The organism is Bacillus sp. SSR7 (assembly GCF_055902415.1).
On record NZ_JBVVXV010000001.1, the window covers coordinates 582,989 to 596,593 of the forward strand.

Sequence of the window (13,605 nt, forward strand, 5' to 3'; positions counted from 1 at the left end):
ATGATAAAAAAAGTGTACTTCAATCATGATGGTGGTGTAGATGATTTAGTTTCACTATTTTTATTACTCCAAATGGATAATGTCGAACTTACAGGTGTTTCAGTTATCCCAGCAGATTGCTATTTGGAACCAGCAATGTATGCAAGTCGCAAAATTATTGATCGCTTCAGCAAAGAATATATTGAAGTAGCCGCATCAAATTCCCGTGCGAAAAATCCATTTCCAAAAGACTGGCGGATGCATGCATTTTATGTAGATGCTTTACCAATTTTAAATGAGTCTGGAAAAGTTGTAACACCCATGGCAGCAAAGCCTGCACATCACCATTTAATAGAAACACTTCTACAAACGGAAGGAAAAACAACTTTATTATTTACGGGACCCCTAACTGACCTTGCTCGTGCATTATATGAAGCTCCCATAATAGAAGATAAAATTGAACGTCTCGTTTGGATGGGTGGTACATTTCTTACCGCAGGCAATGTACATGAACCAGAGCATGATGGAACAGCTGAGTGGAATTCATTTTGGGACCCTGAAGCAGTAGCTCGTGTATGGGAATCAAAAATCGAAATCAACTTAGTGACACTAGAAAGTACAAACCAAGTTCCATTAACTATAGACATACGTGAACGCTGGGCAAAAGAACGAAAGTATATGGGTGTAGATTTCCTTGGCCAATGCTATGCGATGGTTCCCCCTCTCGTTCACTTCTCAACGAACTCTACTTACTATTTATGGGATGTACTAACTACCGCGCTTGTCGGAAACACTAGCCTTGCAAAAACTCAAACGATTAATAGTATCGTTCATACATACGGACCTAGCCAGGGGCGTACTGTGGAATTTGATAGTGGGCGACCTGTAAATGTAGTATATGATGTAAACCACAATGGATTTTTTAACTATATAACTGAATTAGCAAAGAAAGCTTCTAGTTAAACCACTATTTATATGAAAAATAAATAGAATGACACCCCATTTAGAATTTGGTTGAAACTACATATTTAACTATTGAAAAGAGTATTGAATTAAATTTCAATACTCTTTTTGTGCAATTTAATTATATTGGATTCATGTAGTATCTTATTGATTACTCATTTCATAACCATTTACAAAAAACGTTATTGTTTCTATTTCGTCTTCATTTAATTCTCTTTCTATGTCTCGTTTATACGCTTCCTTTATCTTCCCTTCATCGCCTTTATGTATTTCCGTATAAGTTCCTACTGTTTTTAACATACGAATCTCTTGTAAAAACTCCTCTCGATTTATCGCTCCCCCATGAGAGAGAATATATGTCTCAGCATCAAATTTTTCTAATTCATCTATTAATGCAAACGTTCTTTTCGTCGTATAGTTCCACTTCGAGGAAAAAATATCTGCATATATACAGTCTCCTAAATACAATATCTTTTCTTCTTTTATGTACATAACAACAGAATCATGTGCATGATCTCCGCCCACATGTTTTAACACGCAGGTCACCTCACCAAGGTCTAATTCAATTTGATCCTGGAACGTTAAGGTTGGAAGAATAATTTTAATATTTCTCGCTTTTTCTTCAAACTCTTTCTTGATGCAATCCGCACAAAATGCAATTTCAGTACCCTCTTTTACGCGTGCGTCCAACGCTTCATCTGTCCATTCATAAGATACTATTGCCTGCATTTCTTTTTTCGTTTCAGCGTGCGAAATAGTTAATGCATTCTGTAATATAGATAATCCAAAAATATGATCCCAATGCCAATGCGTTAGTGCTACAAAATCTGGACTTGATACATTTTGTTCTTTTAACATTTCTAAAAATAATTGTGCATGTTCTTCTGAATTCCCTGCATCAATCATTAACGTTTTTTCTTGTCCAACGACCATTCCTAAGATAGGTCTATCTGTTTCAGAAACAGGTGTCATATACCAAAATGAGTTTCCTATTTTTTTAATTTGTTGCATCATTTGTTCCTCCATTTACTATTACTCTCTTGAATTATTATCTGTAGAACCTTCATCAAGCACATAGCGTGAAATTATATTGCTTTCTTTAAAACGTAATAACTTTTTCTATCCATTTAAATACGTATCCCAATCATAGTCTTCAATCTTATAAAAACTACCTTTATCATTTCTTTCATATGCACATAAAGGTGGTTCCTCAAGAAATTTCAAAATAGTATCATCTATATTCAATATGACTCCAATTGAAATAATTTGAAAGTTTTTAGGATCATTCACATAGTCTTCACTTTCATAGCCACTTAAAATTGACCAACCAGATTCACCTTCTTCTCTTGAATCTTCTTTAAGCATAAAGTTAAATTCTCTTTTTTCTAGTACATCATTACTAACAATTACCTTCGTATCAAAATAAAAATCCCAATCTTTTGAAGATGAATCGTTATATTCCGTATCACATATATTTTCAATCCCAAATGAAATTTTATCACCTATTTTTAAATCTAAGCGATATGGTTCATTGCTCAGTTCCCCTACAAACTTCTTCTCATTTCTTTCAATGATTTCAACCCACATTCTTTCACCATTAAATCCATCTTCTTCCTCATTTTTAGATACAAAAATTAGCTTTACCAAATCTCCAACCTTTAATTTCTCCAAAACTTCTGAGCTAGGAAGGTAGAATGTATAGGGCGCTTCTTTATTTAATTCATAAACATTATCTAAGTACCAAGTCATTTTTTCCTCTCCTTAAAGGCTTTTCACATTCATATTTTTAAAATAATACTATTTTTTCTTCCGGCAGACTACTACCATAGAATAGCAATCTTCCCCTAACTCATTGTCTTCCCAATCATTATATATATGTAATAATTCAAAACCATTCGCTACTAATAATCTTTCTAGCTCTTGCGGGTACGTATAGCGAAGATCTATCGTTGTTTTCATTTCTTCTACTAGTACATCGTCCTCATAAAACCTTCTCGTTGTTATGTAGTGCTGTATTTGCTGAATTGAATCGTATGTCATTTCAGTATATAAATCACATTTTCTTCCCTTTTCATCACTAATAGTTGTCCAATATTCTTCTGTAGATGGTTGTATTAATTCTTCTTTAGAAGGAAAACGTGTATCGAATATGAATATACCATTATCAGCTAATACATGATGAATAGATGTTAATAACTGATTTTGATCTGTATTCGTAAGGAAATGCTGGAATCCGTGCCCCACCATAAATGCTAACGGAATTGTTTCAGTCATGCTTAATTGTAAACAGTTTTGTTGTAACCATTTTACCTTCTTACAATCCGTAGTTTTTTTCTTTGCTTCAGCAAGCATTCCTTCATGTATATCTACACCAATCATTTGATATCCATTTTCTATAAATGGAATTGTAACCCTTCCTGTACCGCAGGTAATATCTAGAATCCATTCATTTTGTATATGTAGTTTTTGTGCCCATGATAGTAAAAACGGAAAATCTGATAAACTTTTATTTTCTATATCATATCGTTTTGGATTTTCATATTCAGATAGACTCTACTTTGTTTGCAAAATTATTCCCCATTTCATATTTCCACTTAAATTTAATATATAAATTATAACGAATCATTAGTTTTTTCTCTATAATCAAACACAATTACTTGGACTATTCTAACTTTCCTTTTCGTAAGCTAAAAATAAGTGGAAGAATCGGAGTGTGATACTATGGAACGATTATGGATTCCAATGATTGTTACGTTTTTTTCATTTGGTGGATTACTATTAGGCGGTGCTGTTGGCATTGCTACGCGCCAGCTAATTGAAGAAAAGATGCATCGTTTATATGCATTATGTGGTGGAATTTTGCTTGGGCTTTTATCACTTGAAATTATTCCTGAAACATTTTCAAGCTATGAAATAATTGGACCTATACTTGGTATAGCTATCGGTATTTTAGTCATGAGCTTATTAGATAACTATTGTCATCATCCAATGCTACATAAAAAAGATCAACAAGCATGGCAAACCTTCCTTTTTCTGTCTTTCGCTATATTTATTCATAATATACCGAGTGGATTTGCACTTGGTACAGCTTTTATTAATCATGCTGACTCTGCCATACCTTTTTTAATAGCAATCGTCGTTCACCATATACCTGAAGGCTTAGCATTAATTATCCCCTTTCTCTTTACAAAACATAAATATATTTCCTTTTTATTAACAACTTTATTACTTTCTCTTATTCTCGGTACTGGTACGGTTTTTGGTATTTTGATGAAAGGAAAAGCGCTTCATTTACAAGGACTCATCATGGGAAGTGCTATCGGTTCACTTGGCTATGTAACAATTCATGAAATGCTTTGGAAGGCAAAGAAACAGCTTTCTTTCCTTACATTTTTAATGTGGGCAACTAGTGGATTTTTATTAATAACAGTATTTACACTATTTACTGGCCATCATTAAAGTTAAAAATATAATTATTTGTATATTTTTCCTTTTTCTCCAAAACATAATGTTATCTACCTACTATAAGGAGGAACAATTATGTTTGGGAAAACGGCCGGTGAAGCACTAGTTGATTTATTAATTGACTGGGGAGTAGAACACATATACGGAATGCCTGGAGATTCTATCAACTCTATTATTGAAGCTTTAAGAAAAAAACAAGATAAAATCAAATTTATTCAAGTTCGCCATGAAGAGGCTGGCGCATTAGCAGCTGCTGCTTATGCGAAATTAACAGGGAAACTTGGTGTTTGTATGGCAATCGCAGGACCTGGAGCTATTCATTTATTAAATGGTTTATATGATGCGAAACTCGATAAAGCTCCTGTACTAGCAATTTCAGGTCAAGTAGAAACCGATTTACTCGGAACGGATTTTTTCCAAGAAGTAAACTTGGAAAGAATGTTCGATGATGTCGCGGTTTATAACCAGCGCATTATGTCAGCAGAACAACTACCTGCTGTCGTAAATCAAGCGATTCGAATGGCTTATACGAAAAAAGGTGTATCTGTTCTTACGATTCCTGATGATGTTCCAAAATTCGAAGTAAAAAGTGGTGCTCGTGTTACAAATACTTCCTTTACATTACCTGAGTTATTTCCGCAAAAAGAAGATTTAGATGCAGCGAAACTTGCAATAAATGAAGCGACAAAACCTGTTATTTTAGCTGGAAAAGGAGCAAAACATGCAAAAGAATCTTTACTTGCATTGGCAGAACATATTGGTGCTCCAATCGTACTTACATTACCAGCTAAAGGCGTTATTCCTGATGAACACCCTCTTTGTATTGGTGGATTAGGATTAATCGGAACGAAACCTTCTTATGAAGCAATGAAACATGCGGATACTTTAATTATGGTTGGTACTTCTTATCCGTTCACTGGTTTCTTACCTGAAAAAGCTAAAACAATCCATATCGATACAGATCCTGCCCAAATCGGGAAACGTTATGCAACAGATATTGGCTTAGCTGGTGATGCTGATAAAACATTAAGATGGTTAATTGAAAATGTTGAAAAACACACAGACCATTCCTTCTTAGAACATCACCAAGAAATGATGAAAAAGTGGGAAGAAAAATTACACGATCAAGAAGAAGACTCTTCCATTCCAATTAAACCACAACGCGTTATGCATACTCTGCAGCAAGTAGCACATGATGACGCAATTCTATCAGTCGATGTCGGAAATGTAACAGTATGGACAGCACGTCACTTCCGTATGACAAACCAACAATTTATCATTTCTAGCTGGCTCGCAACACTTGGCTGCGGTTTACCTGGTGCACTTGCTGGAAAAATTGCTTTCCCGGATAAACAAGTATTTGCAGTTTGTGGTGACGGTGGTTTTGGAATGACAATGAACGACTTCGTAACAGCTGTTAAATATAAACTACCAATCGTTGTCGTTGTTTTAAACAATAATAAAATCGCCATGATTAAATTCGAACAAGAAGTTATGGGTAATATTGAATTTGGTACAGACTTAACAAACCCTGATTTTGCAAAATACGCAGAGGCGTGCGGAGGTATTGGATACCGCGTTGAAAATTTAGATGAACTACTTCCTGCTTTTGAAAGTGCGGTAAAACAAAGTAGACCATGTATTATCGATGTAGTTGTAGATGCTAATGAAGCACCAATGCCAGCAAAAATCACATTTGGTCAAGCAGCTGGTTATACGAAGCATATGATAAAAGAATTATTTGAAGAAGGTAAGATTGATTTACCTCCACTTTAAACGAAAAAGATAGCTGAAAACGATTTGTCTTCAGCTATCTTTTTTTATTTTTGTATCTCCCTATAAAAAGAAAAGTCATTCGTAGTTGGTTGTACTTGTTTCTCTACTTGCAATTCTTTACTTTCCCTCTCTAGCTTTCTCACATTTCCTAACTTAATCGCATCTTGCATGCTATTACTAATTAGATTTCCAGCTAAAATTGTCATACTATAAAAAGCAATCGGTATAAGTACAATCCATGTATGTGTAGTTAAATGGCGGAAGTTTTGACCAATTAGGCCAGTCCATTCTTTTGTTACACTATCTGGATCCATTCCACTGAAGGTTATTGTTCCGCCGAAAAATAATTGCAACAAACCAAGATGTAAAAGAAGTAATAACGTACTTACAAATTGTTGAGCTACTAATAAAAGAAATGGTGGTAACATATGCGGCCATATATGGCGCTTCAACCTCTGCCACTTACTACCGCCGAGCACTGTGGCTGCCAACATAAATTCTTCTTTCTTAATACGTTTTACTTCTTGCGCTACATACAACATCACTGTTGGTACAGCAAGACATACAAGAACTATAATTTGAAATGACACCCGCAAATATAACGGCACAACTTCTGCTCCACTATCAAACGTTAATACTTCATTTAACATAAAATAAGAAATCATAACCATCGGTACAATACTAAAAGGATCAAAAAAGGATGAAATAACTGGAAAAGAACGTTTACCATACATACCAAGAAGTAAACCAATTCCCCCTCCAACTATAACTCGTAAAATCGCTATAATTATACTCGCTCCAACTGTCCATTTTGCACCTTCTATTATTAATTGAACAAGGTCACGTCCTTTCACATCACTTCCAAACCAAAATTTACTTGATGGTGCAAATGGAGCTGCTTCTAATTCTCCTTTTTCGTTATACATCATCGTAAGTTCACGAATATTCCCATCAAAAAACAACGTATATCCAATACTAACAATCATTAGTACACTCAAAAAAGTAATACCTATCAAGAATCTCACATCTCTTTTTACAACTTGCCACATGTTACACACGCTCCTTTATAACATTTTGTAAAAGCGTGTGTAATATACGAAATAGTATAAAAAGCGGTACGTATAATATTACTAGACTCACCGTAAATATTTCTAATTTCGAATTTTCTTTCACAAAAACAAACATACCATATGTATTAAATATCCATTCAATAATATATAAATTGGAAAGCATAAATAAAATATTTGTTTTCGCGTAATAAATTGTCGTTAATAAAACATTTCTTGAAATATGATGTGTCAAAATATACCGTAAGCTTAGCCCTTTACTCTTGGCAAACAAACTATAATCTTTCTCTAATTCTTCTTTAAAACGTAATAACAACAGTTTAATAAACAATAATGTTGTTGGTATTGTAAGACATATAATTGGTAACAAACGTATCCTTTCTTCCCCTAATCCAGCCAGTTTGATCGGCATAAATCCTGTTTTTTGAAACATAATTACGACAAGAAGTTGCGATAATAAAATAAGTAATATATCTGGTATACTCTCAAGTGTAAGAAAAATCCCGTTCCACATTTTCTGTTTCATATGAGAACGCTGTAATACCCAAATGACAAGTATATACGCTATAAGCAAAGAGAGTAAAAAAGCTGAAAGAAATACAATCATCGTTTCAATATAATGAATCCATATTTGCGGAAATAATTTTCTTGAATCCCGAAATCCATATGTAATTTCACCCGGTTGAAGTAACTTTCCTCCAAGAAATACAATCGTGTTCCAAAAACCGATTAAATCAATTTGTAATCCCTTAAATAAACGCGGTAGCGCTCCTAGGCAGATTATACATACAATTGCAGCTACTAGTTGTAAACAAGTAATCCCACACCACTTAACCATTCTCATCAACATAACGATTTCCCCTTACCGTTCGATAGAATATTCAGAAACAAAAACTAAATATATCACATCTCTTCAGCTACAGCATGTACTCGCTTTTGCCCACTAGGTAGAATAGCTTGATATAAACATGTAACAAATAATAATAAACCAAATAAAATAATATACAATGTATCTGCACGAATCCATTTTGGGAATAACATTGCTATCGCACCGAGAGATAAAAGCTGGAATCCCGTCGTTAATGGACTAAGCAAGCTTTGTACACGCCCCATGAATGACTCTTCTACAATTTCATACATCCAGCCCGATATTGCAACATTAATAAACGGTAAAAAGAAAGTCGCAAAAGCGATACATACATAAAAAGACCATACATAATTTACAAAGTAACACATACCGAAGAAGACTCCTGAGCCTGCCATACCAAAAACTATAATAGATTTTGGTGCATATTTCTTACCTATACTCGTTGCTACTATGCTTCCAATTAGTAATGAAATCCCTCCAACTACACCGCCCACCATTGCTAAACTTTCATACGTTGTTGGTGCTAATTTGTATTTTAATATGTAAGTAGTAGATACGCTTAAAATACCATTTAATAAGCCAAATACGATAAATCCCAATAGTAATTTTTTTAAAGTTTCATTTCGATATATATACTTGATCCCTCCTTGAAACTCTGTTATTAACATCTTCAAATTAACTTCTTTCCATTTTGTTCTCCCATTTGGTAAACGAACTTTTTCTGGAATGGAGATCGTTTGAATCAAAATACCACTCATAATAAAAGTGAGCGTATTTACTAAAATGCTCCCGTAAATTCCAAAAGTCCAGTACACGATCGTTGCAATTCCTACACCAAACAAAGCATACAAACTATTTACCATTTGATTCATACCCGCTGCTGCACCGTATTGGTCTGATTCAACTACTCCCTGTATCATCGACTGTTCTGATGGAGAGAAAAATTGTATACATGCATTTTCTAAAAATAAAAATATAAAGACAAGTATAATCATCCCGTAATAAAGCGAAATTAAGATTCCAATATTACAGAGCGAACAACATATATTACTTACCGTACAAATACGTTGTCTATCAAAACGATCCACTACTGTCCCTACTAATAGAAAAAAGATTAATGCAGGTAACGCAATCATAATTTGTGTCATCGTTGCGTAAACTGGTTGTTTTCCGTATTGATCTAACAAGTAAAACATTAAAGAAATTCCAGCAATCATAGAACCAAGTCGTTCTAAAATATTTGCTAGAAAAAAACGTGCATACACTTTGTTGCGAAATAACTGTAGCATTTCTTTCATACTTCGTATCCTTTCTCTCGACAAAATGGTATTATTTTAGTCATTTCTCGGAAGTTATATTATATTTTTCGACCATTATCCAATCTTTTCCTTCTACATAGAGAACATTATAAAAAAGGCTCTTGTTTTTTTTATACAAGAGTCTTTTTTATTTAACTTCGCTTTTTTTATGATATATCTCGCTAACTTTTTTAATTCTCTATAGTTCGGATACACTTTATTTTACAAATGTATCGCACATCCACTCATAAAACTTTTCCTTCTCTTCAAATTGCGGATAATGCGCGGATTTTTCAAAAGTAATAAATTCTTTTTGCTCTGCTTCAACCGCATCAAAATATGTTTTCGCTGCGTGAAATGAAGTGTTATAATCATATTTCCCCATAAGGAAATAAAGCGGTAGCTTCATTTTATTCACCTTATTAGGTAATGGATTCTTTAAATCCTTTTCTAATAAGACAGTTTGAGATTTTGATAATCCCACGTTATAACGAATTACGTCAAACAAGTTATATTCATTACTGAGTAACATTCCGATGTTATCACCATCTGAGTTTTCAATGAGTCTTGATGTTCCGCCATATTTCGCAACATAATTTCGCGGAGTGTATGTATCGCCATTTTTAATTTTTTCAGTCAATCCATTTAAATAGAAAACTTCCTCTTCATTGCCTGCATTTTTCGCTTCTTCTATGACAAACTGTAAACTATCCATCTCACCTTCTACTGTATCACTCATCTGCCCTATCCCAACATACGCTTCGTATTTTTCAGGTGCTTTATTAGCAGCTTGCATTCCAATATATGTACCGTAAGAATGGCCGATCAATATTACTTTATCTTTACCAAGACGTTTTGAAACGTAATCTGTCATAGCTAATAAATCCTCTACTAATAGGTCTGATGAAAGGTTCGAATAGTCTTCAAAGAAGTGATACGATTTTCCACTTGCTCTTTGATCGTAATTAACAATCGTGAATTTCTCTTCCAATAAATCCTGGTATTTTTGAGCATATGGCATTTCTGAAGAGCCTGGTCCACCATGAACAAAGATAATAACTGGATTCCTCTTATCTTTACCGCGTATCATAATTTCATGATCACTTCCATTTATCTCTACTTGCTCTAATGTACTTATACTGTTTTTCCCCTTTATTTGCGAGGTCCATGTAGGAAATACTAGCGCTACCATTAGTATTAATGTAGTTATGACTCCAATAAATGTTATTAATTTTTTTATCTTCTTCATAAGATGCATCCTTTCTTATAAATTTGTAAAAATAACAATTTAATTCTATAAAACTACATTATGAATATCCTATACACTTCTTAACATTCCGCTATATAAACTCTTAATATTTTCTTAATTTTCAATACATTAATTGTAGAAAAACTTGATCACAGGTATTACAAATATAGAAAAAAAGCCCTTGTTTTCAAACAAGGACTCTTTTCATAAACTATTTCGCTACTTCTTCTTTCGGCATTACCATTCCTTTATACAATTGAACTGTTATCCAGTAATAGATGAAATAAATGACTAAGAAGATCCCAATCGGCACCCATACTTTTACAAACGGGTCAACTAATATAAAACTAAATAGGTTAAGCCCTACTAACACGTGGGAAATACCAATGATTGCTGGGAAGATAAATAAATATGAAATTTCTTTATATATACTTTTCGTTAACATACTGCGTCTCACACCGATTTTTCGTAACATTTCATAACGGCGTACATCACGAGAAGCACCTGTTAATATTTTGAACATTAGTGAACTTGCCATCATTGCTAAAAAGGCAATTCCGAGGAAGAATCCCATAAACATTGTTCCGCTCATGAAACTGTTCATAAATTGATAAATTGTCATTTTCGTAAATAAGTCTACTTTTGTACCTGTTGTTTTTTCAATTTGTTCTTTTTGTCTCTTATCTATTTCGATCAACAACGGTTTATACTTTTTCATATCATCTACTTTTGCTAATGTTACAGTGTGTTCTGTTCCTTGAATTCCTTTATAATGCGCTTCATCTGCAATTCTTACAGGTTTTCCGTTAAATTGATTATGTGTAATTTGTATCTCTCTTACAATTGCATCTTCCCAATCTCTCGGCATACGAGGGAATTTTGCTAATTCAGGAGCCTCTAAAGCAGAATATACAGGTTCAGTTAAAGGTTCAGTCACACGTTTACGAACAGGCTCTTTTAAAGTTTTTGTATCAAAGTGGTCTGAAACAAGTGGCGGTTTCGCAGTTAAGTCGTTACGTAAGTAATAAACCGCTTCTCCATCAACTTTATACTTGTACTGGCTTTCTTCAACAATTTCCATTTCTTTTAATGCAGCTGTATCTTGTTCATTTGGATCATGAATTACGACATCATAAACACGTGAGAAGTCTGTCATAATACCTACATTTTTTTGGAATGCCATACCTGCAGTCATCGCACCTGCGCCTAATGCAATTAACATTGCTACAGTACCTAGTACTCTCGATAAGCTATTCACTCGGAAACGTAGCTGTGCATATGTAAAACTATTTAAGCCCGTTTCATTTCGTTTTTTATTCCCTTTCATTTTCATCACAAAAAATGGGAGCAATGAACTAAAGATAAAATATGTTCCAAGTGTTGTAACAATTGTTGCTATTATAAAACCGAGTTCAGCAAACGTTTTTATATTTATCATAAAATAGTATCCTGTACTTACTAGTAATACACCAAGTACAGTCATTATAATAATGCGAGTTTTGCTTTTCTTCACTTCATCTAGTGTTTCATCTTCACGTATTAATTCTAATTCTGTTTTACGTAATAAACGGATGCTATTCATTAAACCAGTAATAAAAAATAGTACTAAAAAGAAAATAGCTGTAACTATGATTGCTGGTGTATATACAGATGAATAACTACCTTTTGCTGAAATTTCCATACCATTTATTAAAAAGTTTCCTGCTACACTTGCAAGTAACATCCCTACTAAAATTCCTATAATAATACTGACAATACCCATACCGAATGTTTCAATAAATAATAACTGTGCTACTTTTTTCTTTTTCGCTCCGAGCATCATGTACATACCAAGTTCTTTTCTCCTTAACGTAAGTAAGAAAGAATTGGCATATATAATATAAAATACAGTAATGAAAGATAATAATATTGCACCTACCCAGAATACGAGTCTAATACTACTAATTAGACTATTATCTTTCGTAAATTCACTATTCATCGCCATCGTTTGGAACATGTAAAAAATACTAATACTAATAACGAGACCGATAAGTAAAACCATATAATCTTTTAACATCTTTTTCATACTATGACGTGATAATTTGAATAACATAGTCTCGCCCCCTACTTAGACTCAGCAGCTGAGCCCATATGAGCGAGCACACCTAAAATGTCTTGATAGAAACTTTCTCGCGTTCCTTGACGCTTTAATTCTTTATACAGAAGACCATCTTGAATAAATAATATACGCTCACAATAACTCGCACTAAATGCATCGTGTGTAACCATCAAAATACTTACATTGTGATTTTCATGTAAATCTTGCATCGCTTCTAATAAGCTTTTTGCATTTTTACTATCAAGCGCTCCTGTCGGTTCATCTGCTAATACGATTGCTGGATTATGTACTAAAGCTCGTGCTGCCGCTGTTCTTTGCTTTTGTCCACCAGAAACAGCAGTTGGATATTTTGTTAAAATTTCAGTAATCCCTAATTTCTTCGCCACCTCATTTACCTTTCCCGTAATCTCGCTTGACGGTACACCTTGCAGAGAAAGTGGTAAAGCAATATTTTCATAAATTGATAAGTTTTCTAGTAAGTTAAAATCTTGAAAGATGAACCCTAATTTTTGAGATCGAAAATCTGATAATGCATTCCCCTTCATAGAAGTAATATTTGTACCAGCTATTGTCACACTACCACCTGTCGCTTGATCCAATGTACTAATCACATTTAGTAAAGTCGTTTTTCCAGATCCAGAAGGACCCATAATCCCGACAAATTCCCCTTCTTTAATATTTAATGATACACCCCTTAATGCTTTTGACTGATTCTCATTCCTTTTCCCATACGTTTTTTCTACACTTTCTACAGTAACTACATTTGTTGACATCTCTTTCACTCCATCCCTTTTGTATACAATTAATTTCTCACATATTTCTTATCTTTTTCTCATGTAAAC

The 13,605-nt window shown here is 33.8% G+C and carries 12 protein-coding genes; 3 read left to right on the top strand and 9 right to left on the bottom strand.

The annotated features are described in order from the left end of the window. Complete coding sequence (locus AC0NJG_RS02905) at positions 1-942, top strand: nucleoside hydrolase (protein WP_140168718.1); 942 nt, start codon at positions 1-3, stop codon at positions 940-942. Between the two features lie 144 nt (positions 943-1,086). Here AC0NJG_RS02905 and AC0NJG_RS02910 read toward each other — a convergent pair whose 3' ends face one another. From AC0NJG_RS02910 to AC0NJG_RS02920, 3 genes are all read right to left on the bottom strand, one after another. Next, positions 1,087-1,953, bottom strand: a complete 867-nt coding sequence (locus tag AC0NJG_RS02910) for an MBL fold metallo-hydrolase (protein ID WP_087952495.1) — start codon at positions 1,951-1,953, stop codon at positions 1,087-1,089. 108 nt (positions 1,954-2,061) lie between these two features. Further along, the gene (locus tag AC0NJG_RS02915) at positions 2,062-2,691 is read right to left on the bottom strand and encodes an immunity protein Imm33 domain-containing protein (protein ID WP_474062824.1); all 630 of its coding nucleotides are present in this window, start codon (positions 2,689-2,691) and stop codon (positions 2,062-2,064) included. 48 nt (positions 2,692-2,739) lie between these two features. Next, positions 2,740-3,459, bottom strand: a complete 720-nt coding sequence (locus AC0NJG_RS02920; protein ID WP_474062881.1) for a class I SAM-dependent methyltransferase — start codon at positions 3,457-3,459, stop codon at positions 2,740-2,742. Positions 3,460-3,663: 204 nt separating this feature from the next. Here AC0NJG_RS02920 and AC0NJG_RS02925 point away from each other — a divergent pair, with 204 nt between their 5' ends. Next, positions 3,664-4,401, top strand: a complete 738-nt coding sequence (locus AC0NJG_RS02925; RefSeq protein WP_087952494.1) for a ZIP family metal transporter — start codon at positions 3,664-3,666, stop codon at positions 4,399-4,401. A gap of 81 nt (positions 4,402-4,482) precedes the next feature. Beyond that, positions 4,483-6,183, top strand: coding sequence for a pyruvate oxidase (locus AC0NJG_RS02930; protein WP_087952493.1), 1,701 nt, complete (start codon positions 4,483-4,485; stop codon positions 6,181-6,183). Between the two features lie 44 nt (positions 6,184-6,227). On the opposite strand, the gene AC0NJG_RS02935 is transcribed toward AC0NJG_RS02930, so the two are convergent. The 6 genes from AC0NJG_RS02935 to AC0NJG_RS02960 all read right to left on the bottom strand — a co-directional run bounded on the left by AC0NJG_RS02935 (position 6,228) and on the right by AC0NJG_RS02960 (position 13,536). After that, the gene (locus tag AC0NJG_RS02935) at positions 6,228-7,232 is read right to left on the bottom strand and encodes an ABC transporter permease subunit (protein WP_087952492.1); all 1,005 of its coding nucleotides are present in this window, start codon (positions 7,230-7,232) and stop codon (positions 6,228-6,230) included. A gap of 1 nt (position 7,233) precedes the next feature. Further along, entirely contained in the window at positions 7,234-8,100 is an 867-nt protein-coding gene (locus tag AC0NJG_RS02940) for an ABC transporter permease subunit (protein ID WP_140168717.1), read from the bottom strand. Positions 8,101-8,153: 53 nt separating this feature from the next. Then, complete coding sequence (locus AC0NJG_RS02945; RefSeq protein WP_254918723.1) at positions 8,154-9,425, bottom strand: MFS transporter; 1,272 nt, start codon at positions 9,423-9,425, stop codon at positions 8,154-8,156. Positions 9,426-9,633: 208 nt separating this feature from the next. Further along, a complete protein-coding gene (locus AC0NJG_RS02950; RefSeq protein WP_474062825.1) occupies positions 9,634-10,665 on the bottom strand; it encodes an alpha/beta hydrolase in 1,032 nt (343 codons plus the stop codon). 211 nt (positions 10,666-10,876) lie between these two features. After that, positions 10,877-12,757 carry an FtsX-like permease family protein gene (locus tag AC0NJG_RS02955; RefSeq protein ID WP_087952489.1) on the bottom strand — a complete coding sequence of 627 codons (1,881 nt, stop codon included), beginning with the start codon at positions 12,755-12,757 and terminating at the stop codon, positions 10,877-10,879. 11 nt (positions 12,758-12,768) lie between these two features. Further along, on the bottom strand, positions 12,769-13,536 hold the full coding sequence (locus AC0NJG_RS02960; protein ID WP_000106419.1) for an ABC transporter ATP-binding protein: 768 nt from the start codon (positions 13,534-13,536) through the stop codon (positions 12,769-12,771). Between the last annotated feature and the right edge of the window lie 69 nt (positions 13,537-13,605).